At 68.2% G+C, this 25,363-nt stretch carries 25 protein-coding genes; 18 read left to right on the top strand and 7 right to left on the bottom strand.

Translation table 11 applies throughout. From position 1 onward, the window contains the following. The first annotated feature begins 11 nt into the window (after positions 1 to 11). The gene (locus G6N60_RS11015) at positions 12 to 608 is read left to right on the top strand and encodes a DUF1707 SHOCT-like domain-containing protein (protein ID WP_163736549.1); all 597 of its coding nucleotides are present in this window, start codon (positions 12 to 14) and stop codon (positions 606 to 608) included. A 17-nt stretch (positions 609 to 625) separates the two neighbouring features. Here G6N60_RS11015 and G6N60_RS11020 read toward each other — a convergent pair whose 3' ends face one another. Continuing rightward, entirely contained in the window at positions 626 to 1,012 is a 387-nt protein-coding gene (locus G6N60_RS11020) for a PaaI family thioesterase (protein WP_163736552.1), read from the bottom strand. 86 nt (positions 1,013 to 1,098) lie between these two features. Here G6N60_RS11020 and map point away from each other — a divergent pair, with 86 nt between their 5' ends. The 3 genes from map (at position 1,099) to G6N60_RS11035 (ending at position 3,290) form a co-directional block, all read left to right on the top strand. Continuing rightward, complete coding sequence (gene map / locus G6N60_RS11025; protein ID WP_163736555.1) at positions 1,099 to 1,959, top strand: type I methionyl aminopeptidase; 861 nt, start codon at positions 1,099 to 1,101, stop codon at positions 1,957 to 1,959. A gap of 56 nt (positions 1,960 to 2,015) precedes the next feature. Next, a complete protein-coding gene (locus G6N60_RS11030) occupies positions 2,016 to 2,663 on the top strand; it encodes a hypothetical protein (RefSeq protein ID WP_163743786.1) in 648 nt (215 codons plus the stop codon). Between the two features lie 63 nt (positions 2,664 to 2,726). After that, on the top strand, positions 2,727 to 3,290 hold the full coding sequence (locus tag G6N60_RS11035; RefSeq protein WP_163736560.1) for an alpha/beta fold hydrolase: 564 nt from the start codon (positions 2,727 to 2,729) through the stop codon (positions 3,288 to 3,290). Positions 3,291 to 3,356: 66 nt separating this feature from the next. Here the strand turns inward: G6N60_RS11035 and G6N60_RS11040 are convergent, their stop codons facing one another. Further along, positions 3,357 to 4,913 (bottom strand): amino acid permease, encoded by a 1,557-nt coding sequence (locus tag G6N60_RS11040; protein WP_163736564.1) that lies wholly within the window; start codon positions 4,911 to 4,913, stop codon positions 3,357 to 3,359. A 211-nt stretch (positions 4,914 to 5,124) separates the two neighbouring features. Between G6N60_RS11040 and G6N60_RS11045 the strand changes: the two genes are divergently transcribed. The 5 genes from G6N60_RS11045 to G6N60_RS11065 are packed head-to-tail and all read left to right on the top strand — an operon-like array spanning position 5,125 to position 10,180. After that, a complete protein-coding gene (locus tag G6N60_RS11045; RefSeq protein ID WP_163743788.1) occupies positions 5,125 to 6,474 on the top strand; it encodes a glutamine synthetase family protein in 1,350 nt (449 codons plus the stop codon). A gap of 52 nt (positions 6,475 to 6,526) precedes the next feature. Further along, complete coding sequence (locus G6N60_RS11050; protein ID WP_163736566.1) at positions 6,527 to 7,306, top strand: gamma-glutamyl-gamma-aminobutyrate hydrolase family protein; 780 nt, start codon at positions 6,527 to 6,529, stop codon at positions 7,304 to 7,306. Beyond that, on the top strand, positions 7,303 to 8,667 hold the full coding sequence (locus G6N60_RS11055) for an aldehyde dehydrogenase family protein (protein WP_163736569.1): 1,365 nt from the start codon (positions 7,303 to 7,305) through the stop codon (positions 8,665 to 8,667). The genes G6N60_RS11050 and G6N60_RS11055 overlap by 4 nt, the downstream gene beginning before the upstream one ends. Further along, complete coding sequence (locus tag G6N60_RS11060; RefSeq protein WP_163736572.1) at positions 8,668 to 9,441, top strand: 3-oxoacyl-ACP reductase; 774 nt, start codon at positions 8,668 to 8,670, stop codon at positions 9,439 to 9,441. Positions 9,442 to 9,454: 13 nt separating this feature from the next. Next, the gene (locus G6N60_RS11065) at positions 9,455 to 10,180 is read left to right on the top strand and encodes a FadR/GntR family transcriptional regulator (protein ID WP_163736575.1); all 726 of its coding nucleotides are present in this window, start codon (positions 9,455 to 9,457) and stop codon (positions 10,178 to 10,180) included. Here the strand turns inward: G6N60_RS11065 and G6N60_RS11070 are convergent. Next, entirely contained in the window at positions 10,154 to 10,744 is a 591-nt protein-coding gene (locus G6N60_RS11070) for a TetR/AcrR family transcriptional regulator (RefSeq protein ID WP_163736578.1), read from the bottom strand. The genes G6N60_RS11065 and G6N60_RS11070 overlap by 27 nt on opposite strands. 139 nt (positions 10,745 to 10,883) lie before the next feature. On the opposite strand from G6N60_RS11070, the gene G6N60_RS11075 reads away from it, so the two are divergent. Genes G6N60_RS11075 through G6N60_RS11085 form a run of 3 tightly spaced genes read left to right on the top strand, consistent with a single transcriptional unit; the run spans position 10,884 to position 13,564 of the window. Beyond that, positions 10,884 to 12,035 (top strand): ornithine cyclodeaminase family protein, encoded by a 1,152-nt coding sequence (locus G6N60_RS11075; RefSeq protein WP_263992406.1) that lies wholly within the window; start codon positions 10,884 to 10,886, stop codon positions 12,033 to 12,035. Next, positions 12,032 to 13,195 carry an N-methyl-L-tryptophan oxidase gene (gene solA / locus G6N60_RS11080; RefSeq protein ID WP_163736583.1) on the top strand — a complete coding sequence of 388 codons (1,164 nt, stop codon included), beginning with the start codon at positions 12,032 to 12,034 and terminating at the stop codon, positions 13,193 to 13,195. The genes G6N60_RS11075 and solA overlap by 4 nt, the downstream gene beginning before the upstream one ends. A gap of 42 nt (positions 13,196 to 13,237) precedes the next feature. Then, positions 13,238 to 13,564, top strand: a complete 327-nt coding sequence (locus G6N60_RS11085; protein ID WP_163736586.1) for an ArsR/SmtB family transcription factor — start codon at positions 13,238 to 13,240, stop codon at positions 13,562 to 13,564. A 24-nt stretch (positions 13,565 to 13,588) separates the two neighbouring features. Here the strand turns inward: G6N60_RS11085 and G6N60_RS11090 are convergent, their stop codons facing one another. The 3 genes from G6N60_RS11090 to G6N60_RS11100 all read right to left on the bottom strand — a co-directional run bounded on the left by G6N60_RS11090 (position 13,589) and on the right by G6N60_RS11100 (position 17,296). Beyond that, positions 13,589 to 14,812: a hypothetical protein gene (locus G6N60_RS11090; RefSeq protein WP_163736590.1), complete on the bottom strand. Its 1,224-nt coding sequence runs from the start codon at positions 14,810 to 14,812 to the stop codon at positions 13,589 to 13,591. A 116-nt stretch (positions 14,813 to 14,928) separates the two neighbouring features. Next, positions 14,929 to 16,323: a mycothione reductase gene (gene mtr, locus G6N60_RS11095; RefSeq protein ID WP_163736594.1), complete on the bottom strand. Its 1,395-nt coding sequence runs from the start codon at positions 16,321 to 16,323 to the stop codon at positions 14,929 to 14,931. Positions 16,324 to 16,327: 4 nt separating this feature from the next. Next, on the bottom strand, positions 16,328 to 17,296 hold the full coding sequence (locus G6N60_RS11100) for an alpha/beta hydrolase (protein ID WP_163743790.1): 969 nt from the start codon (positions 17,294 to 17,296) through the stop codon (positions 16,328 to 16,330). Positions 17,297 to 17,500: 204 nt separating this feature from the next. Here G6N60_RS11100 and mqo point away from each other — a divergent pair, with 204 nt between their 5' ends. The 6 genes from mqo to G6N60_RS11130 all read left to right on the top strand — a co-directional run bounded on the left by mqo (position 17,501) and on the right by G6N60_RS11130 (position 24,348). Beyond that, complete coding sequence (mqo, locus tag G6N60_RS11105) at positions 17,501 to 19,024, top strand: malate dehydrogenase (quinone) (protein ID WP_163736597.1); 1,524 nt, start codon at positions 17,501 to 17,503, stop codon at positions 19,022 to 19,024. Positions 19,025 to 19,034: 10 nt separating this feature from the next. Next, a complete protein-coding gene (locus tag G6N60_RS11110; protein WP_163736599.1) occupies positions 19,035 to 19,502 on the top strand; it encodes a GNAT family N-acetyltransferase in 468 nt (155 codons plus the stop codon). Between the two features lie 6 nt (positions 19,503 to 19,508). Continuing rightward, a complete protein-coding gene (cobO, locus tag G6N60_RS11115) occupies positions 19,509 to 20,123 on the top strand; it encodes a cob(I)yrinic acid a,c-diamide adenosyltransferase (RefSeq protein WP_163736603.1) in 615 nt (204 codons plus the stop codon). Further along, positions 20,117 to 21,538, top strand: coding sequence for a cobyrinic acid a,c-diamide synthase CobB (locus G6N60_RS11120; protein ID WP_163736607.1), 1,422 nt, complete (start codon positions 20,117 to 20,119; stop codon positions 21,536 to 21,538). The genes cobO and G6N60_RS11120 overlap by 7 nt, the downstream gene beginning before the upstream one ends. Continuing rightward, positions 21,535 to 22,734, top strand: a complete 1,200-nt coding sequence (gene cobA, locus G6N60_RS11125; RefSeq protein WP_163743792.1) for a uroporphyrinogen-III C-methyltransferase — start codon at positions 21,535 to 21,537, stop codon at positions 22,732 to 22,734. The genes G6N60_RS11120 and cobA overlap by 4 nt, the downstream gene beginning before the upstream one ends. A 108-nt stretch (positions 22,735 to 22,842) precedes the next feature. Continuing rightward, positions 22,843 to 24,348, top strand: coding sequence for an MFS transporter (locus G6N60_RS11130; protein ID WP_372511012.1), 1,506 nt, complete (start codon positions 22,843 to 22,845; stop codon positions 24,346 to 24,348). Here the strand turns inward: G6N60_RS11130 and G6N60_RS11135 are convergent. Beyond that, on the bottom strand, positions 24,317 to 25,321 hold the full coding sequence (locus G6N60_RS11135; protein ID WP_246240560.1) for a LysR family transcriptional regulator: 1,005 nt from the start codon (positions 25,319 to 25,321) through the stop codon (positions 24,317 to 24,319). The two genes, G6N60_RS11130 and G6N60_RS11135, sit on opposite strands and share 32 nt — an antisense overlap. Positions 25,322 to 25,363 lie beyond the last annotated feature (42 nt).

Genomic DNA, 25,363 nt, shown 5'->3' on the forward strand with positions numbered 1-25,363 from the left:
GGACGGGCAGCATGACCAACTCGGGAATCGGTTCCGACACCGGCGCGGACGCCGCGGTGCTCCGCATCTCCGACGCCGACCGCAACGGCACGCTGCGACGGCTGCACAACGCCGTCGCGCTCGGCCTGATCGACATCGACGAATTCGAGGAGCGGTCCGCGGCGGTGTCGCAGGCGCGCCTGCACTCCGAGTTGGCCGCATTGGTCGGTGACCTGCCCGGCCCCGGCGCGATCGTGACGACCGCGACCGACCGCGTCGAGCTGCGCGGCGTGCTCGGTTCGTTGAAGCGTCAGGGCGAATGGATCGTGCCGACGCGGCTGTCGCTGGTGCGGCGGATGGGGTCGATCGATCTGGACCTCACCAGAGCGCGGTTCGCCGGCCCCATCGTCGTCATCGAGCTCGACGTGAAGTTCGGGTCGGTCGACATCCGGCTCCCCGACGGTGCCAGCGCCTCCATCGACGACGTCGAGGTGGTGGTCGGCAGCGCCCGCGATCACCGCAAGGACGCCCCGGCGGAGGGCCGACCGCACGTCATCCTGACCGGCCGCAGCGTATGCGGGTCCATCGACATCCGCGGCCCGCGCAAGTCGTTCTTCAACCGTCGCTAGCCGCCCGGGCCCGGCGCTCAGAGGCGCGCGTCCAGGACGGCGAAGCTCAACGTCGCCCTCGTCGCCAGCCGGTCGCGACCCACGTCGACGACGTCGACGGACGTCACCACGATGCGGCGGCCCGCCCGGACGATGGTGGCCTCGGCGCGGGCCGGCCCCTCCACGATGGGCGCCAGGAAGTGGACGTTCATGTCCGCGGTCGTGACATCCTGGTGCGGCCCAACGACATTGCGCGCCAAGCGCCCGGCGGCGATGTCGATCAACGTGGCCACCAGCCCGCCCTGCAGCGCGCCCCGGACGTTGACCAGATCGGGCCTGTTGTCCATCTCGATGACCATGCGTTCGGCGGACTCCTCGACGTCGCGCATGCCCAGGCGGTGCAGCAGGTGTTCGCGTTCGATCACCGCCCGACGGTAACATCACTCTCGTTTACCGAGAGCGGTGTTCTTGCCGTTCGATCGGCGCGCGGGGTAGCGGTTACGCTGGCAGGATGTCCGTTCGCACCGCGCTTCGACCCGGAACGCTGTCCCCGACCCTGCCGGTACCCAAGTCGATCCCGCGCCCCGAATACGCCTGGCAGCCAGTCGTGCACGAGGGCACCGAACCGTGGGTGCAGACCCCCGACGTCATCGACAGGATGCGGGTGGCCAGCCGCATCGCCGCCAACGCGCTCGCCGAGGCGGGCCGCGCGGTGACGCCCGGTGTCACGACCGACGAGCTCGACCGCATCGCGCACGACTACATGGTCGACCACGGCGCGTACCCGTCGACGTTGGGCTACAAGGGATTTCCGAAGTCCTGCTGCACGTCGCTGAACGAGGTCATCTGCCACGGCATCCCCGACTCGACCGTGGTGCAGGACGGTGACATCGTCAACATCGACGTCACGGCCTACCTCGACGGCGTCCACGGCGACACGAACGCCACCTTCCTGGCGGGCGACGTCTCCGAGGAGCACCGCCTCCTGGTCGAGCGCACCAGGGAGGCGACGCTGCGGGCGATCAAGGCCGTCAAGCCGGGGCGGCAGTTGTCCGTCGTCGGACGCGTCATCGAGGCATACGCAAACCGCTTCGGCTACAACGTCGTTCGCGACTTCACCGGCCACGGCATCGGCACCACGTTCCACAACGGTCTGGTGGTGCTGCACTACGATCAGCCCGCGGTCGACACCGTCATCGAACCCGGCATGACGTTCACCATCGAACCCATGATCAACCTCGGCGGCTTGGACTACGAGATCTGGGACGACGGCTGGACGGTCGCCACCGTCGACAAGAAGTGGACCGCGCAATTCGAGCACACCCTCGTCGTCACCGACGACGGGGCCGAGATCCTCACGCTCCCAGGGTGACGTCCCTCCCGCGAGCAGACGCATATGCGCGCCATTCCACGGCGTGTCGGACGTGTTTGCGGCTGTTCGCGGGGTTGATCGCGCTGGTCGTGCTCAGCGGCTGCACGGTGAAGGGCACCGCGACCTGGCCGGGCGCGCGCTTGAACGCCGGCCTGCTGACCGCCGCCGACTTCCCCAGGGGCGTTCAATTCGACAAGATCGTCGAGCCGCCCGGTGGCGAGGGGAGCGGTGACGGCCCGCCCGCGATGATCTCCGAGCCGGCGGGTTGTTCGGACGGGCTGACCCGGGTGATCGCGGCCTCCGCCGAGCGGGGCCCCGGCAGCGCCGCGAAGTACTCCGTGGCCTACGACGGAGCCAGGATCGTCATGACGGTGCTGACCTCGACCCTCGACCTGGATCAGCTGGACGCCACCGCCACGCGATGCGCGCGCTACGAGACGTTCTTCGACCGGTCCTCCCCGGCGATCCCGGTCACCACGACCAAGCTGCCGCCACCGCGCCCGGGAGCACTGACGTACCGCCAGACCCTGCGGCTGCAGGGCCGCGACAGCAGCGTCTACCTAGCGTTCGAGAACGTCGGCGACTCGGCGATGTTCGGCATGGCGTTCCCGACCCCGAATCCGGACATCCCCGCCAAAGGCTCGCTGCCACAGACGTTTCTGGACGTCATCGCCAAACAGGCCGATCGGCTGCGCAGGGGCTGAAGGAGCACCGGCGAGCCCGCCCAAAGCGGCACCGCGGACCGGTAATCGCTGTAGCGTGACGCAATGCCCTCGACCGTGCTGACCGTCGACGGATTCCCGGCCACCGTCGAGGTGTCCGGCCCCGAGAAGGGGTCGGTCGTCGTCCTGATCGGGGCCGCCCATCAGAGCCCCTCGGCCTACGACGCCGTCTGCCAACGCCTGCACACCGCGTCGCTGCGGACCGTCGTCATCGCTCCCGATCCGCGGCTGACGCCGAAGGCCGTCGTCGGGATCCTGGACTCGGTCGGGGTGCGGTGGGCGCTACTGGTGGGCGATCGCGTCGGTGGTGAACTGGCCTGGGAGCTGGCCGCCACCCGACTCGACCGGTTCATCGGTCTGGTCGTCGTCGACCGCGGCCACCCGCGCGTACCCGACCAGGCCGGCGTCGTCCGCGACGAGGGCTGCCCGCCCGTCGAGGTCAACACGACCGCACTGGTCAGTTCGCCCGCCGCGCGCAACGTCGCCCGGGCCAGCCAGCGCTACGTCTACGGCGACTACCGGGTCGTCGAGTTGCTGGGCAGGCGCACCGCGCAGGAGTCCACGGCGCAACTGGCCGCCGAGATCGTGCTTCGCACCAGCACCTGGTGACCCCGGACGGCACCGAGCCCCTCGGCCGTACGGCACGAGGGGCCCGGGGGACTGAGGGCGATCCGATCAGGTCAGCTCGGCCGCCTCGACCTGCTTGATCGGACCGGTGAACCACTTCTTGACCGACGCGTGCCAGTAGACGTAGAGCAGGATCAGCACGACGCCGACGAGGATCGGTGTGTAGTTCACGTACTTCCACTCGAAGCCGGGATCCCACGGCACACCGAGGTTCGACGTCGGGAACAGCGCGATGATCGAGGTCACGACGATCTCGACCAAGGCGACCGGCGCCATCCACCGGTGGTGACCGCGCAGGTTCCACTTGCCGACGGGGAACGAGTCGCCCGCCTTCCACCGGTAGTAGATGGGCACGGCGAAGCACAGGTACAGCCCGACGACGCCGATGGAGACGACCGCGAAGAACGCGACGGGAACCGGGGCGCCGTTGATGTCCACCTGGACGAGGGCGGGCAGGGTGATGAGCGCGGCGATCACGGCGGTGACGATGACGCCGTTGGTCGGGATCTTGTTCTTGCTCACCTTCGACCACAGCTGGTGGCCGGGGACGGCGCGGTCGCGGCTGAACGCGAACAGCATGCGCGAGCTACTGGTCTGGCAGGCCGTCGTGCAGAACAGCTGGCCCGCCGTCGAGATCAGCAGCACGATGCCCACCCACTTCGAGTCCATCGCCTGGGCGAAGATCACCGAGACGGCGCCACCACCGGCGGTCACCTTGTCGGAGTCCTGCACGGCGAACAGGAACGTCAGCAGCAGGATCCAGCCACCGATGGCGGAGTAGAGGATGGACCGCCAAATGCCCTTGGCCGCACCGTCGGCCGCGCTCTTGGTCTCCTCGGAGAGGTGTGCCGAGGCGTCGTAACCGGTGATCGTGTACTGGGTGAGGATCGCCGAGATCGGCAGCACGAAGAACAGCCAGCCCACTCCGGAGGTGGATCCTCCGAAGAACCCGGTGTTGTTGACGGTCTTGGCGAACACGTCGCCGAGGCTGGCGTGGTGCTCGGGCACGAGGATCAGGATCAGGATCACGGCCGCGGCACCCGCGACGTGCCACCACACCGAGACGTTGTTGATGACGGCCAGCAGGTGCGACGAGAAGATGTTGATGATCGCCGACAGCACCAGGATGACGATGAAGATGATGAACGTCCTCGTCAGGCTGTACCCGGCGAGCCAACTCTCGCTGAACGTGCCCAGCGTCAGGTCGAGGAACGTGGCTGCGCCGTAGGCCACCGAGGCCAGGATCGCGATCAGCCCGATCAGGTTGAGCCACCCGGTGTAGTAGCCGGCCTTGGCGCCGCCCAGCTTGCTGGCCCACCAGTAGATGCCACCGGAGGTCGGGAAGGCCGACACCAGCTCCGACATGGAGAGGCCGATGACGAGGATGAAGACCGAGATGATGGGCCAGCCCCAGGCGATCGCGGCGGGGCCGCCGTTGTTCCAGCCGAGGCCGAACGACGTGAAGCAGCCCGCCAGGATCGAGATGATCGAAAACGAGATGGCGAAGTTGCTGAAGCCCGACCAGGACCGGTTCAGCTCCTGGGCGTAACCGAGTGATGCAAGGTGTCGTTCGTCGTCGGACAGTTCGTCGTGACCCTCTGGCACGGTGGTTCTCCTTCTCGGGGCCGCGCTCGTGAGGCGCGCACTGAGACGGAACAATAGAGTGGCAATGGACTGGTGTCCTACCTTTGGTAGTGACGTTCGTGTAAATCGGCGCGGGTATTGGCCGCTGACGACGATCCAATGGTTGACTTTGACCCATGTTGGCCCGCTTCGAGAGGCAGTGCACGTGACCAAGGGAACCGCACGACCCGGCATGCTCGAGCTCACCGAGCTGCAGAAGCTGGTGGCCGACGACGAGGTCGACACCGTCATCGTCGGCTTCACCGACATGCAGGGCCGGCTCACCGGCAAACGGATCTCGGCGCGGTTGTTCGTCGACGACGTGATCGCCAACGGCGCCGAATGCTGCAACTACCTGCTCGCCGTCGACGTCGACATGAACACCGTCGACGGCTACGCGATGTCGAGCTGGGAGGCTGGCTACGGCGACATGGTCATGACGCCGGACTTCTCCACCCTGCGCAGGATTCCGTGGCTGCCCGCGACCGCGCTGGTGATGGCCGACCTCGGATGGCACGACGGCAGTCCCGTCGTACCCGCGCCGCGCAGCATCCTGCGCGCGCAGCTCGACCGGCTGGCCCAGCGCGGCATGGTCGCGGTGGCGGCCACCGAACTCGAGTTCATGGTGTTCGACGACTCCTACCGGGACGCCTGGTCGAAGAACTACCACGCGCTGACGCCGGCCACCGACTACAACATCGACTACGCCATGCTGGCGTCGACCAGGATGGAGCCGTTGCTGCGCGACATCCGGCGCGGCATGGAGGGCGCCGGACTGTATTGCGAGGGCGTCAAGGGCGAATGCAACCTGGGGCAGCAGGAGATCGGGTTCCGCTACGACGACGCCCTGGTCACCTGCGACAACCACACCGTCTACAAGAACGGTGCCAAGGAGATCGCCGATCAGCACGGCCAGAGCCTGACGTTCATGGCCAAGTTCGACGAACGCGAGGGCAACAGCTGCCACATCCATCTGTCGTTCCGCGGTGAGGACGGCTCGGCCGTGTTCGCCGACGACGACGGCCCGCTCGGGATGTCGCCGATGTTCCGCAGTTTCGTCGCCGGTCAGCTGGCGACGCTGCGCGAGCTGACGCTCTTCTACGCACCGAACGTCAACTCCTACAAGCGTTTCGTCGACGGCAGCTTCGCGCCGACGGCGGTGGCGTGGGGCATCGACAACCGCACCTGCGCCCTGCGCGTGGTGGGTCACGGGCACGGCATGCGGATGGAGTGTCGCGCGCCCGGCGGTGACGTCAACCAGTATCTCGCGGTGGCGGCGCTCATCGCCGGTGGACTGCACGGGATCGATCAGGGTCTCGAGCTCGGCGAGCCCACGACCGGAAACGCGTATACCAGTGGCGCCGAACGACTTCCGACGACGCTGGCCGAAGCGGCCGCACTGTTCGAGGCGTCGTCGGTGGCTCGGGAGGCGTTCGGCGACGAGGTCGTCGAACACTATCTGAACAACGCCCGCGTCGAGTTGAAGGCGTTCAACTCCGCGGTCACCGACTGGGAGCGGAGGCGCGGTTTTGAGCGGCTCTGACATCCCCGCGGTTTCCCCCGCGAGCAGACGCGAAAATGCCGTCGACCACGGCGTGTCGGACACCTTTGCGTCTGTTCGGCCGGTGGTTGGGCTGACGACGTACCTGCAACGGGCGCAGACCGGCGTGTGGGACGTCCGCGCGTCGTTCCTGCCCGCGGTGTACCTCGAGGGCGTCACTCGGGCGGGCGGCATCGCGACGCTGCTCCCGCCGCAACCGGTCGACGACGCGATCGTCGGGCGCGTGCTCGACGGCCTGGACGGCCTCGTCGTCACCGGGGGGCGCGACGTGGATCCCGCGAGTTACGGCCAAGTGCCACACCAGAAGACCGACGAACCGGCCAGGGACCGCGATGCGTGGGAGTTCGCCCTGGTGCGTGGCGCGCTGTCGCGTGGGATGCCACTGCTGGGCATCTGCCGCGGTGCCCAGGTGCTCAACGTCGCGCTCGGTGGCACGCTGCACCAGCACCTGCCCGACGTCGTCGGCCACTACCAGCATCAGCTCGGCAACGCCGTGTTCAACACCTCCTCCATCACGACCGTGCCCGGCACCCGGGTGGCCGCCCTCATCGGCGAGTCGACCGACGCGCAGTGCTATCACCACCAGGCCATCGCCGAGCTGGGGACCGGGCTGATCGCGTCGGCCTGGGACCCCGATGGCGTGATCGAGGCCGTCGAACTGGCTCCCGGGGCGAGCGTAGCGACGGGGGAGACCGCAGGGGCGGAGTTCGTGGTCGCCGTCCAGTGGCATCCCGAGGAACGGCTCGACGATTTGCGTCTGTTCGCCGGGGTCGTGCACGCGGCCGCCGATTTCGCCACCGAGAGGATCCGATGACCAGCAGTACCCTGATCAATCCCGCCACCGAGGAGGTGCTGCGCACCGTCGAGATGCTCGACGTGCCCGCGGTGGACGACGCCGTCGCGCGTGCGGCGACCGCGCAGAAGCAGTGGGCCAAGCTGGCGCCGGCCGACCGCGCCGCGGCGCTGCGGTCGTTCGCCGCGGTGGTCGACGCCCACGTCGACGAACTCGCTGCACTGGAGGTCGCCAACTCCGGCCACGTGATCGGCAACGCCGAGTGGGAGGCCGGGCACGTGCGCGACGTCCTGCAGTTCTACTCCGCCAGCCCGGAACGCATGTCCGGCAAGCAGATTCCCGTCGCCGGCGGTTTCGACGTCACGTTCAACGAGCCCCTCGGCGTCGTCGGGGTCATCGCGCCGTGGAACTTCCCCATGACGATCGCGTCGTGGGGCTTCGTGCCCGCGCTCGCCGCCGGTAACGCCGTCCTGGTCAAGCCGGCCGAGATCACGCCGCTGACCACCATGCGGTTGGCCGAACTCGGCCGCGAGGCCGGTCTGCCGGACGGTCTGTTCCAGGTCCTGCCCGGTCAAGGTTCGGTGGTGGGGGAGCGGTTCGTCACCCACCCGGGCGTGCGTAAGATCGTGTTCACCGGCTCCACCAAGGTGGGCATCAAGGTGATGGCCGGGGCCGCGCAACAGGTCAAGCGCGTCACCCTGGAACTGGGCGGCAAGAGCGCCAACATCGTCTTCGACGATTGCGATCTGGAGCAGGCCGCCGCGACCGCACCGTACGGGGTCTTCGACAACGCCGGCCAGGACTGCTGTGCCCGCAGCCGAATCCTGGTGCAGCGCAACGTCTACGACAAGTTCATGGAGCTTCTCGAGCCCGCTGTGCGGGGCGTCGTCGTCGGTGACCCCGCGTCGCGGGACAGCGAGATGGGGCCGCTGGTGTCCAAGCCACACTTCGACACCGTCGCGTCCTACGTGCCCGACGATGCGCCGGTGGCCTTCCGTGGCACCGCTCCGGACGGACCCGGATACTGGTTTCCCCCAACGGTTCTCACTCCGCAGCGGAAGGACCGGGCGGCGACCGAGGAGATCTTCGGGCCCGTCGTGACGGTGCTGCCCTTCGAAGACGAGGCCGACGCCATCGAACTGGCCAACGACAGTCCCTATGGTCTGTCCGGGTCGATCTGGACGGACAACCTGTCGCGGGCGCTGCGGGTGTCCCGGGCCGTGGAATCGGGCAATCTGTCGGTCAATTCGCATTCCTCGGTCCGCTACAACACGCCGTTCGGCGGCTTCAAGCAATCGGGTCTGGGCCGCGAACTCGGCCCCGACGCGCCGCTGCACTTCACGGAAACCAAGAACGTCTTCTTCAAGATCGGAGAACCATAAATGGATTTGACCCAGCGGCTGAAGGACAAGGTCGCGGTCATCACCGGCGGCGCGAGCGGCATCGGCCTCGCGACGGTCAAGCGCATGCGGAACGAGGGCGCCATCGTCGTGATCGGTGACATCGACCCGGCGACCGGCAAGACGGTGGCCGACGACCTGAACGTCACCTTCGTCCAGGTCGACGTGTCGGACCAGGTGGCGGTGGATCGGTTGTTCGACACCGCGGTCGAACTCCACGGCGGCGTCGACATCGCCTTCAACAACGCGGGCATCAGCCCGCCGGATGACGATCTGATCGAGGTCACCGGCATCGACGCGTGGGACCGGGTGCAGGACATCAACCTCAAGTCGGTCTTCTTCTGCTGCAAGGCCGCACTGCGTCACATGGTGCCCGCGCAGAAGGGGTCGATCGTCAACACCGCGTCGTTCGTGGCGGTCAACGGATCGGCGACGTCGCAGATCTCCTACACCGCGTCGAAGGGTGGCGTGCTCGCCATGTCGCGCGAACTGGGCATCCAGTACGCCCGCCAGGGAATTCGGGTGAATGCGCTGTGCCCAGGACCGGTCAACACCCCGCTGCTGCAGGAGCTGTTCGCCAAGGATCCCGAGCGCGCCGCGCGCCGCCTGGTCCACGTCCCGATGGGCCGCTTCGCCGAGCCCGACGAGCTCGCGGCCGCGGTGACGTTCCTCGCCAGTGACGACGCGTCGTTCATCACCGGGTCGACCTTCCTGGTCGACGGCGGCATCACCGGCCACTACGTGACACCGCTGTAAGCGACCCACGCCCATGACAGTCGAACCGGATCCGCAGCCAGCCCGCGAGACGCTGCTGCGCCCGGTTCGGCTCGGCAATGCCTTCGAGGACACGGTCGGCCGGCTGCTGGAGACGATTCGGCTCGGCGTGCTCGCCCCCGGTGAATCCCTACCGCCGGAGCGCGAACTGGCGACTCGGCTCGGCGTCAGCCGCGACACCGTCCGCGAGGCCATCAAGTCGCTGTCGGAGGCGGGGTACCTGGTGTCGCGGCGTGGTCGCTACGGCGGCACGTTCCTCGCCGACGACCTGCCGGCGCCGAGCGGCGACGGGGTGCGGTTCAGCAGGGCCGACATCGACGACACGCTGCGACTGCGGGAGGTGCTCGAGGTCGGTGCGGCCCGGATGGCGGCGGGTCGGACGCTGACCGCCGCCGAACGGGAAACGCTGTGGAGCAGGTTGCGGGACGTCAGGGGAGCCGCCCTCGAGGACTATCGGCGCCTGGATTCCCGACTGCACCTCGCCATCGCCGAGGCCGCGGGGGTGCCGTCGCTGGTGCCGCTGGTGGCAGAGAACCGCATGCGGCTCAACGAGTTGCTCGACCACATCCCGCTACTCGCGCGCAACATCGTGCACTCCGACGAACAGCACGACGCCATCGTCATGGCGATCCTGGCCGGTGACGCCGACGGGGCGGCGGAGACGATGACGGCGCACGTGTGGGGATCGGCCTCGCTACTGCACGGGTTTCTCGACAGCTAACGCACGCAGGATGTCTCGCAGCCGGTCGAGTTGATCGTCGAGGTTGTCGAGGTCGATCCCACCGAGCGCCACGGCGCGGAAGACCAGGCCGTCCAGCGCCGAGAAGATGACGTCGACGGTGTGGATGTCATGCGGCAGGCCCATGCGCTGGAGCGAGGCCCGCGTCGCGGCGCGGTAGTTCTCGTAGTAGCGATCGATGTGTGGTCGCAGGTCGGGTCGCCGACGCGACTCCAGGACCAACTCGTATTGGAAGACCTGCTCGTCGAGCGTGCGGCGAACCGACTGCCCGAGGGTGGCGACGTAGTCGTCGATGCGGTCGCTCTCGGGCGGCTGCGACGAGCCGTCGAGGCTCACCTTCACGCAGTGCTCGAGGGCCGCTTCGAGTAGTTCGTCGAGGTTGGCGAAGTGATGTTGCACCGTGCCGTGCGTGACTCCGGCCTCCTGTGCGACGGCGCGATAGGTCAGTTTGCGGAAGCCGCGCACCGCGACGATGCGAATCGTGGCGGCGATGAGCGCGTCGCGGCCCCTGCCGTAGCCGGGCCTGGCGTCCTCCGCGGCGGTCATGCGGCCTGCCCCCTCAACCCGTTAACTCAACGACCACATGCGTGCCGTCGTTGGAAACACGGCGAGCGCACGCGCGAAACATTACAAACGTAACGTTGGCGCCGTCCACCGCGCAGAAGCCTGTCAGAAAGATACTTCGTTGTTCGAGACCGAGTCGTTCGACACCGCCATCGACTTCCTCTACCTCTCCGAGCCCGACATGGTCGCCGCCGGCGTCACCGACATGTCCGCCTGCGTCGACGCGATGGAGCAGACGTTCGCGCTGCTGCACCGCGGCGACTACCGAATGTCCGGGCCCAACAACGACTCTCATGGTGCCGGCATCAAGTTCCCCGCCGACTCGCCCTTTCCGACGATGCCCCGCAGCGGCGCCGACCGTCGCTTCATGGCCATGCCCGCCTATTTGGGCGGAGACTTCGGCACGACGGGGGTGAAGTGGTACGGCTCGAACCTCGCCAACCAGGCCAAGGGACTGCCCCGGTCGATCCTGATGTTCATGCTGAGCGATACCGACACGGGTGCGCCGCTCGCGTTGATGTCGGCCAACCTGCTGTCGGCATACCGCACCGGTGCCGTCCCCGGGGTCGGCGCACGCCATCTGGCGCAACCGGATTCGCGGGTGGTCGGCATCCTCGGGCCGGGTGTCATCGGCCGCAGTTCCCTGGCTGCCTTCATGACGGCCTGCCCGAAGATCGACACCGTGAAGTTCGTCGGTCGCGACCGCAGGAGCATCGAGACGTTCACCGCCTGGGTAGCCGACGAGTGCCCGCAGATCACCAGCGTGATCGAGGTCGACTCGGCCGAGGCGGCCGTGCGCGACAGTGACATCGTGACGTTCTGCACGACCGGCGCCAGCGGTGACCCCTCGACGTATCCGACGTTGGAGCGAGACTGGGTCAAGCCCGGTGCGTTCGTCAGCATGCCCTCGATCGGCAACATCGATGCCGGAATGGAGGCCTCCGACGTGCGCAAGGTCGCCGACAACACCAGGATGTACGAGGCCTGGGCGGCCGAGGTGGGGTATCCGGCCCACCATCACGTGTCACTGATCGGCTGCAAGTTCATGGACATGATCCACGACGGCACGATGAGTCGCGACGACCTCATCGACCTCGGCGCGATCGTCACCGGCGCGGTTCAGGGGCGCCGCAGCCAGGACGAGATCGTGCTGATGTCCATCGGTGGCATGCCGGTGGAAGACGTCGCATGGGGCACCACGTTGTACCGCAACGCCATTGCCAAGGGGATCGGCACGACGCTCAATCTGTGGGAGAGGCCGGTGATGGCATGACCGACGTCGAGCACCGCGACGTCGTCGTCGTCGGACTGGGGTCGATGGGCTCGATGGCGTTGTGGCAGTTGGCCATACGCGGTGTCGACGTTCTGGGTCTCGAACAATTCGGGCGGGTGCACACCTACGGCGCCTACGCCGGTGAGTCGCGACTGTTCCGCGTCGCGGCCAAGGAAGGCCAGCTGTTCACCCCGGCCCTGATGCGGTCGCGAGAACTCTGGCAGGAGTTGGGGACGGCCTACGGGCAGCACCCGCTGATGCCGGTCGGAGCGCTGAGCCTGGGGCCCCGGGGCCATCCAGACATCGAGTCGACGCTGCGGTCGATCCAGCAGTACGACCTGCCGCACGAGATCCTCGACCCCGCCGAGCTGCGCGTCCGCTACCCCCAGTTCCACGTCGAGGACGACGACGTCGGAGTCTTCGACACACAGGGTGGGTTGGTGCGGTCCGAACTCGCCGTCGCGGCCGCCAGCGACCAGGCGCTCGCCCACGGCGCGCACGCGTGGTACGACACCACCGTCGTGGCGCTGGAACCCGGTACGAACGGCGTCCGCATCGTCACCTCACGCGGGGACGTGATGGCCGATCGCGTCGTCGTGAGTGCCGGTCCGTGGACGACGCGGCTGCTGCCCGAGTTGGCGGACATCGTGAAGGTGGTCTCCTACAACCTGATCTGGTTCATGCCGCGGCACATCGAGATGTTCACACCCGATCGATTCCCCGGGTTCATGCGCGATCTCGACGGCGTGCACGCCTTCGGCATCCCGACGCTGGACGGGTACAGCGTCAAGGCCACCCCCAACCTGGGGTTCTCGGTGGTCGAGGACTGGGACGAGCGCAGCACCACGCTGACGAGGGAGCAGTTGCGCTGGGCCGGGGTGCAGATGCAGAAGATGATCCCCGACCTGATGCCCGACGCCTCGCGGTGGTCGGTGCACGGTGAGTCGTTGGCCGCCAACAAGATGCCGATCATCGACACCGTCGCCGACGGCGCGATCGTCGTGGCGACGGCGTTGAGCGGCAACGGGTTCAAGTTCTCACCGGTGTGGGGCGAGATGCTGGCGGACCTGGTCACGACGGGGCGGGGCCGCTTCACCGAACACGCGTTCACCGTTGCCGCGCACCGTCAGGTGCCGAGCGTGGTGGGCGCGCCGGGCTGAGGAACGAGTGTCACGGGCGATTCCGTGGACTAAATTGCACTCATGGAGCCCGGCGGCGAGGCGCACGTACGACACGCGTCGTCCGCGCTTGCCGACGTCGACATCAACGGCTGGACGCAGCGCTTCGACCTGCTGTCGGATCCCCACCGGCTCGAGATCCTGCTCAGCCTGCACCGCACGCCGGGCATCTTCGTCAGCGACCTCGCCGCCGCGGTGGGCCGGTCGGAGAACTCCGTGTCCCAAGCCCTTCGCGTGCTCAGGCAGCAGGGGTGGGTGAGCAGCACCCGGGTCGGACGGTCGGTGGCCTACCGGCTGGAGGACGAGATCGTCCACGACCTGCTGCACTGGATCGGTGCGGCGCACGGCTGAGCGTGCGCCGGCATGCGGTTCGGCTCAACCGGAATTCGTCCGGCGTTCCTGCTTCTTGGTGCGCTGGCGCCTCTTCTTCATCTTCTTCGCGCGTCGCTTCGCGTCCCGCGCAATGAGGACCCATTCCTTTCGGTTGTCCTTGTCCACTCGGGTAGGGCGGCTGCAGTAGACGGCGACCATCGGTACCCGCCCGACCGCAGTCACCTCGGTGTGCAGCACCAATTCGTCGATGTCCACGTCCTTCATGGCGTCGACGACGTCGGCAGTGCGCCGGAGCAGCGTGGGGACACTACCGAAAACGGGCTCAGCCGGGGGATTGTGCAGACGGAACGACGGATACTCGTGGCCCGTGAACGTGTGTGGCTCGATCGCGTCGCCGACGTATCCGTGTTTCGCGCTGAGCCGTGACAGCACGTCATCGAAGGATTCTTCTCCGCGATCGCCACCATGTGCTGCTGGTCCGCCGTAATAGAGGTTGACGAACGACACGTGCTCCGGAATCCACGTGCAGTCCGTGTGTTCCTCGTGGAGGAAGAGGCCGTAGACGTCGACGTCCCCGAGCTCGTCGATGGCGTCGGCGACTTCGCGCAGAAGCCTCGGCCTGCTCAGATGACCAGGCTGCTCCTTCGCATCCTTGATGGCGAGATGGTGAACTGTCCGTTCTCGGCGCCCGGCATCGGGTGATTCCCAATCGTTCACCACTCGAGGCGGCCCCCCGATGGGATCCGGTCGGTGGTAGCGAATGGTGAGGTGCGGGACGCTCGCCCTGAAGTGCTCGTCGATCTCCAACATGATGTCGTCGACATGAACGTCGCCCAGCAGGGTGACGAAGTCGGCCATGATTCGGAGAAGCTTCGGCACGCTGTCGATGTCGGTCTCGTAGTACGAGTTGTTCAGGCAGATCGACGGCCCGGTGTCACGCGCGAGCTCGGCGCGCTCCTCCTCATCGACGACGTAGGAGTGCTCCCCAACGACCTTGTCCTCGTCGCCGGTGCAGAGGATCTCATCGTGCAGTCGCACGACGTGCTCTCGGAGGGGAAGCTTGTGGCGGCTGTAGAACACCGCGATCGACGGCAGTGGGCCGTGTGGTGTCCACGCATCCTGAAGCAGCAGGTCGTACACGTAGACCTCGCCGAGGTCGTCGAGCGCGTCAGCGGTCCGGCGGGAGAGCTTCGCCACGCTGGTGCGATCGGGCTCGTCGCCAGGATTCGTCACGTCGAGACAGAACATGGTGAGATCTTCGATCATGGACGTCGCTCCGACGTGACGCCCTTCGTCGGATGAACACCAAGCAGTCGAATCAGACTGTCTCCACTGATGATTCGTCGGCATCGACTCGACGACGCCGGTTGCACGCCCCGGCGCTACACCAACCCGAGCAGCGCGTTCTCGATGACCTCGGGGAGTGCCGGGTGGATCCAATACTGGCCGCGTGCAACCTCTTCGGCGGTCTGACCGAAGCTCATCGCCTGGATGATGGGTTGGATGATCGACGACGCCTGCGGGCCCATCAGATGGGCGCCGAGGATCTTGCCGGTCGCGCGGTCGCCGATCAGCTTGGCGATCCCGGTGTGGTCTTCCATCGCCCACCCGAACGCGGTGTCACCGTACTTCTGCACCTTGGTGACGACGTCGAAGCCGGCGTTCCTGGCCTCCTCCTCGGTCATGCCCACCATGGCGATCTGCGGATCGGTGAACACCGCCGACGGGACGAACCGGTGATCCGAGGCCCGCATCGACGCGGTGTCGTCCCAGTCGAGCAGCAGATTGTGGCGCACCACGCGCATCTCGTAGTTGGCGACGTGCTTGAGCTGGTAGGCCGACGACACGTCGCCGAGGGCGAATACGCCTCGCGCCGTGGTGCGTTGGTATTCGTCGACCACGACGAGCCCGTCGCGCACCTCGACGCCGGCCAGCTCGGCATCGAGCAGGTCGCCGTTTGGCACGCGGCCGGTCGCCACCAACAGCATGTCCGCGGTGAGCGTCTTGCCGTCGTCGAGTTCGAGCACGATCTGGTCGCCGTCGTGGTGGGCGGCCACCACGTTCTCGCGCGTGCGCAGATCCCACTTCCCGGCGGCGATGTCGGTGAACGGGTAGCAGATCGACTCGTCGCAGTGGGTGAGCAAACCGTAGCCGCGAACGACGATCGTCACCCGCACGCCGAGCGCCGAGAAGACGTGCGCGAATTCGGCCGCCACGAAGCCACCGCCGACGATCACCAGGTGCTCGGGCAACTCGGGAATCCGCATGATGGTGTCGCTGGTCTCGTAGTGCACGCCGCAGTCGAGGATCGCCGGCGGAACCTTGATCCGCGAGCCCGCGGCGATCACCACCTTGTCGGCGGTGAATTCGTCGCCTTCGGCGGTGCGCAGCGTGTAGCGCCCGTCGGGCTGGGTGGGCCCGAACCTGGTGTGGCTGGCGTACACCCGGATGTTGGGCAGGCTGCGCTTGTAGGCCTCACCGCCGAGGGCGATGGGGTCGATCCTCTTGGCGAAGACGCGGTCGACGACGTCGGGCCAGCGCACCTTGTCCAGCGTCGAATCGATTCCGTACCGCGAACTCTCGCGGATGACCTCGGCGACCTCGGCGGCGTAGACGAACATCTTGGTCGGAATGCAGCCGACGTTGAGGCACGTGCCGCCGAAGGTGCCCTGCTCGCAGATGGCGATCCGCATGTCGCCGTACCTGGCGTCGACGGACGTGTCCGGGATGCTGTTGCCCGAGCCGGTGCCGATGATCGCCAGATCGAAGTGTTCCACGCCGCTAGCCCCGTTCGAATTGGGTTGTCGTGCTCCGGGATTCAGAGCCCACGAGGTGATCGAGCCAACGCCCCAGCGCACGGTAGGCCGCAGCGCGGGGTTCGGCGAGGGACAGGAAGACGTCGTGCTTGGCATCGACGATCGGCACGATCGTCTGAGCATTGCCTACGCATCCCGCCCAGCGCGCGATCTGTCGGACGTCGAGGACGGCGTCACCGCGTTGGATCGCGTCGGGATCGGCGGTCGCGAGAACGCTGCGATCCGAGCGCAGGATCAGGTTGGGCACGCCCACGTCCAGGCCGCGGTGCAGGCGGGCCTGGCCCCGGCGGATCGCGTTGATCCAGCCGAACGTGATGGGGAACCCGCCGAGCGGCTTCATGTCCAGGTCGTAGTCGAACTCCCCGGCGTAGTCGCGGTGCAGGGTGGTGCCGTAGCCGCCGGGCGTGGGCTTGCGAATCACCTGCAGTTTGCGCCACCGGGCCAGCGCGACCAGCGCCACCGACGTCGGCGCGCTGCGCAACACGGCCGGGCCGTGCAGATCGAAGAACGGGCTGTTGAGCACCAGACCGCTGATCCGGCCCGCGGCACCGCGCCGCCGCAGCCGATCGAGCCACAGCGTCGCGACGAGGCCGCCGGCGGAATGGCCATAGATGCAGACCCGCACCGATTCGGCCTCTGCGTCCTCGGCGTCCGCGGCGATGACGTCGAGGGCGCGGTCGAGCTCCGCGTCGTAGCGGGTCAGGTCCGTCGTGAAGTGTGGGGTCTGGCCTTCCCGCCGCGATCGGCCGCACTTGTGCAGGTCCAGCGCGTAGAAGGCGAAGCCGTGCTCGGCGAAGTGGTCGGCCAGCTCGGTGTTGAAGAAGTAGTCGGTGTAACCGTGCAGAGCCAGGACCGCGTGCCGGTGCGACGCAGCGTCCCCGCGCCGCACCAGGGTTGCCACCAGTTGGCCTTCGCCGTCGGGGTCCGCGCCCATCGGAAGGGTTTGCTGCCAGTAGCCGGGCAGCACGTCGGGCTCCCACGTGGGCTCCCGGTCGGGATCCTCCGGCGTCACGGGCCCACTGTATGCGGCGACCGGGTGTGAGCGGTGGCACGAGGTGATGATGTCGGCCGACGGATTCACGGCAGATCCCAAGGGATAACCTGGAGACACTGCACGCCTGCACGAGCAGGCACGACCATGGAGGTCAAGGAACACGTGTCTGAGGTAGCCAAGACCGACGTCGTGTTGGTGGGCGCCGGCATCATGAGCGCAACACTGGCCACTCTGATCAAGCTGATGGAGCCCGACTGGTCCATCACCCTGGTCGAGCGTCTCGACGGAGCCGCCGCGGAGAGCAGCGACCCGTGGAACAACGCAGGCACGGGCCACTCGGCCCTGTGCGAATTGAACTACACCCCGCAGCGCGCCGACGGCACGATCGACATCACCAAGGCCGTCCACGTCAACGAGCAGTTCCAGGTGTCGCGGCAGTTCTGGGCCCACGCCGTCGAGAACGGCGTGCTGCCCGACGTCCGCAGCTTCCTCAACCCCATCCCGCACGTCAGCTTCGTGCACGGGGCGGGCAAGCTCGACTACCTCAAGCGCCGTCGCGACACACTGGTGCAGAACCCGCTGTTCGCGTCGATGGAGTACATCGACGACGAGGACGAGTTCGCCCGGCGGCTGCCGTTCATGTCGGCCAAGCGCAACTTCGCCGAACCCGTCGCGCTGAACTGGACCCAGGACGGCACCGACGTGAACTTCGGGTCCCTGACCCGTCAGCTCATGGCGTTCGCCGTGGAGCGCGGCATGACCACGCTGTTCGGTCACGAGGTCCGCGACCTCAGCAAGGACTCCGACGGCAGCTGGACCCTGAACGTCATCAATCGCCGCACGCGGCAGAAGCGAAAGCTGAACGCCAAGTTCGTCTTCGTCGGCGCGGGCGGCGGCGCACTGCCGCTGCTGCAGAAGTCCGGCATCGCCGAGGCGAAGGGCTTCGGTGGCTTCCCGGTGGGCGGCCAGTGGCTGCGCAGTGCGAACCACGAGCTCGCCGCCGGACATCAGGCCAAGGTATACGGCGCACCGCCCCTCGGCGCACCGCCGATGTCGGTGCCGCACTTGGACACTCGCGTGATCAACGGCCGTTCGTACCTGCTGTTCGGCCCGTTCGCCGGCTGGTCGCCGAAGTTCCTGAAGCAGGGCAAGGTCACCGACCTCCCGCTGTCGGTCAAGCCCAACAACCTCGGCTCAATGCTCGGCGTCGGCGTCACCGAGCTGGGACTGGTCAAGTATCTGGTGGGTCAGCTGCGGCTCAGTGAGTCCGACCGGGTCGACGCCCTGCGTGAATTCGCCCCCAGCGCAGTCGATTCCGATTGGGAGCTCGACATCGCCGGACAGCGGGTTCAGGTCATCCGCAAGAAGGGCATGGGTGGCGTGCTGGAGTTCGGCACCACCGTGCTCGCGGCCGCCGACGGCACCATCGCCGGTCTGCTCGGCGCGTCGCCCGGCGCGTCGACGGCCGTGCCCGCGATGCTCGACGTCCTGGAACGGTGCTTCCCCGAACGCTTTCCGTCCTGGCAGCCAAAGCTCAAGGAGATGGTGCCGTCGTTCGGGACGCCGCTGTCCGGGGAGCCCAAGCTCTTCGAAGAGGTGTGGAACTGGGGCACGCGGGTGCTCAAGCTCGACGAGAAGGCCACCGACGTGCCCGCGGTCCCCGTATGACGGTGCCAGCGTGACGATCACACCGCACCGCAGTTGGGCCAAGGATCTCGACGCTGCGACGCTGTATGAGTTGTTGAAGCTGCGGGTCGAGGTCTTCGTCGTCGAGCAGGCCACGCCGTACCCGGAACTCGACGGGCGCGATCTGCTCGCCGAGACGCGCCACTTCTGGCTCGAGGACGCCGACGGCCGGGTCGTGTCGACGCTGCGCCTCATGGAGGAACATCCGGGCGGGGAGAAGGTCTTTCGCATCGGACGGGTGTGTACGAAGCGCACCGAGCGCGGGCACGGGCACACCAATCGTCTGATGCAGGCCGCGCTCGCCGACGTCGGCGACGATCCGTGTCGGATCAACGCCCAGACGTATCTGGAGGAGATGTACGCCAAGCACGGGTTCGTCCGCGACGGTGACGAATTCCTCGACGACGGCATCCCGCACATTCCGATGGTGCGCCGCAGCGGGCCGTACGGCGCGGGCTGACGCGCGATGCCACGGGGTCAGCCGGTCACCGTCCCCGCCGACGGTCTCACGACGCGCGCGCGCCGCAATGCACCCGTACTCGCGGTGCACACCGGACCGGGCAAGGGCAAGTCGACCGCCGCGTTCGGCATGGCGTTGCGGGCCTGGAACCAGGGTTTCGACGTGGCGGTGTTTCAGTTCGTGAAGAGCGCGAAGTGGAAGGTGGGCGAGGAGGCCGCCTTTCGCGAACTGGGCCGCATGCACGACGAGCACGGTGTCGGCGGTCCCGTGGAGTGGCACAAGATGGGCTCGGGCTGGTCGTGGTCGCGCAAGGCGGGCTCCGAAGTCGACCACGCGGCCGACGCCGCCGACGGATGGGCCGAGATCGCTCGCCGCTTGGCCGAACAGCGCCATGACTTCTACGTCTTGGACGAATTCACCTACCCGTTGAAGTGGGGGTGGGTCGACGTCGAGGACGTCGTCACCGCCCTGGTGCAGCGGCCGGGGACCCAGCACGTCGTCATCACCGGCCGGGACGCACCGGCGCGTCTGCTCGACGCCGCCGACCTGGTGACCGAGATGACCAAGGTCAAGCACCCCATGGACGCCGGCCGCAAGGGCCAGCGCGGCATCGAATGGTGAGCACCCCCGGGGTCGTCATCGCGGCGCCGTCGTCGGGCAGCGGGAAGACCACCGTCGCCACCGGCCTGATGGGTGCGCTGCGCCAGGCCGGCCACGTCGTCGCGCCGTTCAAGGTGGGCCCCGACTTCATCGACCCCGGGTACCACGCGCTCGCCGCCGGGTCACCGGGGCGCAACCTCGATCCCGTCCTCGTCGGCGACGACCTGATCGGTCCGCTCTACCGGCACGGCAGTGCGGCCGCCGACCTCGCGGTCGTCGAGGGCGTGATGGGGCTCTTCGACGGCCGCATCGACCCGCAGTTCAACGGCCCCGCCCGCGGGTCCACCGCCCACGTGGCCGGTCTGCTCGGCATGCCCGTCGTCCTCGTCGTCGACGCCCGCGGCCAAAGTCAGAGCATCGGCGCTCTGCTGCACGGGTTTTCGACCTTCGATCAGTCGCTGCGCGTCTCGGGGGTCATCCTCAACCGGGTCGGCTCGACGCGGCACGAGCAGGTGCTGCGACAGGCGTGCGAGCAGGTCGGGATGACCGTGCTCGGGGCCATCCCACGGGCCGACGAACTGTCGGTGCCCTCGCGCCACCTCGGGCTGGTCACGGCCGTCGAACACGGACAGCGCGCCGTCGAGGCGGTGACGGCGATGGCCGCACTGGTCGCCCGCCACGTCGACGTCGCCGCCGTCGCGGCCCTGGCCGCGTCCCGGGTCGAGGTGCCCGCCTGGACGCCGCAGGTCGCCGAGCCCGTGGCCGGCGGCGCGACGGTGGCGCTGGCCGCGGGCCGGGCCTTCACCTTCGGCTACCCCGAACACGCCGAATTGCTGGCCGCGGCGGGCGCCGAGGTCGTCGCCTTCGATCCGCTGACGGGCACGCTGCCCGACGGGACGGACGCGCTGGTGATCCCCGGTGGCTTCCCCGAACAGTTCACCGTCGAGCTGTCGGCCAACGAGGTCGTGCGGCGGCAGATCGGGGACCTGGCCGATCGGGGCGCCCCGGTACACGCCGAGTGCGCCGGGTTGACCTATCTGATGGACGACCTCGACGGCCACCCCATGTGCGGCGTGCTGCCCGGCAGCGCGCACTTCACCGAACGTCTGACGTTGGGCTACCGCGACGCCGTCGCCCTCGCCGACTCTGCGGTGCATCCCGCGGGAGCGCGTGTCGCCGGGCATGAATTCCACCGCACCGCAGTGACTTTCGTCGGTGCGCCCGAATCCGCCTGGGGTTTCCGCAACGGGGCCGGGGCGGCGGTCACCGATGGTGCGATCAGCGGCGGGGTGCATGCCGCCTACCTCCACGCGCACGCCGCGGCACACCCGTCGGCGGCGACGCGCTTCGTCGCCGCGGCGGTGGCACGACGGGCGGAACCGAGCTCGACCGCTCCGTCTAAGCTCGCCGGGTGGCGCCCACCCGAGACGAGATGACTCTCGAGAACGCGTATCTCGTCGGCTTGCGGCTGGACGGCAGGAAGGTCGTGGTCGTCGGGGGCGGCAGCGTCGCGCAGCGCCGGATCCCCCTGCTGCTCGCCAATGGCGCCGACGTCCACGTCATCGCCAGGGCGGCCACGCCCGCCGTCGAAGCGCTCGACGGCATCGCCCTCGAGCTCCGCGACTACCGCGACGGCGATCTCGACGGCGCCTGGTACGCGATCGCGGCCACCGACGACCCCGCCGTCAACGCAGCCGTCGTCGCCGAGGCCGACCGGACCAGGATCTTCTGCGTGCGCGCCGACGTCGCACGCGACGGCACGGCGGTCACGCCGGCGTCGTTCGAGTACGACGGCCTCAGCGTCGGCGTGCTGGCCGGCGGCGAGCACCGACGGTCGGCGGCCATCCGGTCGGCGATCCACGAGGCCATGCAGCAGGGCGTGATCGTCGCCGACGCCCCGGGCGCGCAGCTCACCGGCGTGGCGCTCGTCGGGGGAGGACCGGGAGACCCCGAGCTCATCACCGTTCGCGGGCGTCGGCTCCTCGCCCAGGCCGACGTCGTCGTCGCCGATCGGCTGGCACCGCAGGAACTCCTCGCCGAACTGGCGCCCCACGTCGAGGTGATCGACGCGTCGAAGATCCCGTACGGCCGAGCGATGGCCCAGGATGCGATCAACGCGGTGCTCGTCGAGCGCGCCTCGGCGGGCAAGTTCGTCGTGCGGCTCAAGGGCGGTGATCCCTACGTGTTCGCGCGCGGACACGAAGAACTGCTCGCGTGCGCCGACGCCGGGATCCCGGTGACCGTGGTGCCCGGTGTGACCAGTGCCATAGCGGTTCCTGCGGCGGCGGGCGTTCCGGTGACCCATCGGGGCATCACGCACGAGTTCGTGGTGGTCAGCGGCCACGTTGCGCCAGGGCACCCCGAATCGTTAGTCAATTGGGATGCACTGGCGGCGCTGTCCGGCACGATCGTGTTGCTGATGGCGGTCGAGCGCATCGAGCTCTTTGCGAAGGTGCTGCTGGAGGGTGGCCGACCTGCGCAAACGCCCGTCCTGGTCGTGCAGCACGGAACGACGGCCCAGCAGCGAACGTTGCGGACGACGCTCGCCGAGGCGGCCGAGTACATCCGCGCCGACGGAATTCGGCCCCCCGCGATCATCGTGATCGGGGCCGTGGCGGGCTTCGGCACTTAAAGAGCTCTTAAGATTACTGTAGGGTAACCCGGTATGACGGCTCTGAACGACGCGGAGCGCGCCGCCATCGAACGTGATGCCGAAGGCGCCGGTGTGCGCGCGCTTCCCATGCCCATTACGCAGGCCCAGATCGTGCGCAGCAGTTGGTATCCGGCGTGGCTGCCCTCGCGACGCTTCATCGCCGCGGTCGTGGCGATCGGCGGCATGCAGTTGCTGGCGACGATGGACAGCACCGTCGCCATCGTCGCGCTGCCCAAGATCCAGGACGAGCTCAACCTGTCCGACGCGGGCCGCAGCTGGGTCATCACGGCCTACGTCCTGACCTTCGGCGGCCTCATGCTGCTGGGCGGCCGCCTCGGCGACACGATCGGTCGCAAGCGCACCTTCATCGTCGGCGTCGCACTGTTCACCATCGCGTCCATCCTGTGCGGTGGAGCGTGGGACGAGACGACGCTGGTCATCGCCCGGCTCGCCCAGGGCGTCGGTGCGGCCATCGCGTCGCCGACCGGGCTGGCGCTGATCGCGACGACGTTCCCGAAGGGCCCCGCGCGCAACACCGCCACCGCGGTGTTCGCCGCGATGACCGGCGTCGGCTCGGTCATGGGCCTGGTCGTGGGTGGCGCCCTCACCGAATTCTCCTGGCGACTGGCCTTCATGGTGAACGTCCCGGTCGGGCTGCTGATGATCTACCTCGCCCGACGGACGCTGCGCGAGACGCACCGGGAACGGATGAAGCTCGACGCGGCCGGTGCCATCCTGGCGACGCTCGCCTGCACCGCGGCGGTATTCGGGTTCTCGATGGGTCCCGAGCGCGGTTGGCTCTCACCGGTCACCCTCGGATCGTGCGGCGCCGCGTTCGTCCTCTTCGGCGCATTCCTCTACGCCGAGCGGACCGCGGTCAATCCCGTCGTCCCGTTCAGCCTGTTCCGCGACCGCAACCGCGTGGCCACCTTCGCCGCGGTCTTCCTCGGCGGCGGCATCATGTTCACGCTGACCGTGCTGATCGGTCTGTACGTGCAGGACATCATGGGCTACAGCGCGCTGCGCGCGGGCATCGGCTTCATCCCGTTCGTCATCGCGCTCGGCATCGGCCTGGGCCTGTCGTCCTACCTGGTGTCGATCTTCCCGCCGCGGCTGCTCGTCATCGCGGGCGGCGTGCTGGTGCTCGCCGCGATGATCTACGGCTCGACGCTCAACGGCGGCATCCCGTACTTCCCCAACCTGGTGCTGCCGATCACGGTCGGCGGCTTCGGCATCGGCATGATCGTGGTGCCGCTGACGGTGTCGGCGATCGCCGGTGTCGGCTTCGACGAGATCGGCCCGGTGTCGGCCATCGCGCTGATGCTGCAGAACCTCGGTGGCCCGGTCGTGCTGGCCGTCATCCAGGCCGTCATCACCTCGCGGACCCTGTACCTGGGCGGCACCACCGGCCCGGTCAAGAACATGGACCGCGCGCAACTGCACGCCCTCGACCAGGGCTACACCTACGGCTTGCTGTGGGTGGCGTCGGTCGCGATCCTCGTCGGCGTCGTGGCCCTGTTCATCGGCTACACGGCCCAGCAGGTCGCGCAGGCGCAGGAGGTCAAGGAAGCGTTGGACGCCGGCGAGATCTAGGCGGGTCAGTCACGGCACGCTTCAAATCGCTTGTCGCAGAAGACCTCTCGGCGCTGCCGATGCTGTGGCCCGCTGCCTGCAGCGCCTCGATCACCGCTGATTCCGAAGGGCCGGGCGACGGTCCGGCCACCGCGAGCGTAACGCGTCCCATCCACGTCGGATCCTGCACGCGGACGATGGCGACCCCGGCGGGCACCGAGGGCGCCGCCAGTTCGGGGAGCAGACAGATGCCCAATCCCGCGGCCACCATCCCGAGCCGGGCCTGCCAGCCCCTGACCCGGTGGGCGACGATCGGATCGGCAAGCGTGGGCCAGGCGGCGAACTGCGGGTCGCCCGCGCTGCCGTCACCGATCACCCACGGCTCGCCGGTCAACTCGCCGACCGCGACGGCGGTGGTCGCCGAAGCCAGGCGATGCCCGATCGGGACGGCGACGCACAGATCACCGCTGAACACGCGATGCACCGCGAGTCCGTCGAGGTCGTAGTCGGGCAGTCCGGCGCCCGCCCCGATCACCGCGACGGCGAGCCGACCCCGGCGGAGTTCACGCAGCAGTGACGGGGTCGATGCCTCGCTCAACCGAATGTCGAGACCGGGATGTTCGGCGGCGAGCAGGGCGATCGTCCGCGGTGCGAGAACGGCTGCGGCAGTGGGGAATACGCCCAAACGCACGCGACCGGCCAAGCGATCGCCGAGCCCGTCGAGGTCGTGGCGCAACGACTCGACGTCACCGAGGATTCGACCGGCATGGGTGACGACGGCATGGCCCGCCGCGCTCAGGCTGACCCCGCGCGCCGTGCGGACGAACAGGGGGAGGCCCGCCGCCGCCTCCATGGCGGCGACCTGTCGCGAGATGGCGGGCTGCGAATAGCCGAGGGACCGTGCCGCCGCGGTGAAGGACCCGAGCAGCGCGATCTCGCGACACACCCGCAGACCGGCGAGCGTCATGTCGTCCACCCGCACCATCTTGGCCATGCATCGAGCGTATGGCTTCGATCCGAGATCGTCATCGCGCGT

It is taken from the genome of Mycolicibacterium madagascariense (assembly GCF_010729665.1).
GTDB classification, from domain to species: Bacteria; Actinomycetota; Actinomycetes; order Mycobacteriales; family Mycobacteriaceae; genus Mycobacterium; species Mycobacterium madagascariense.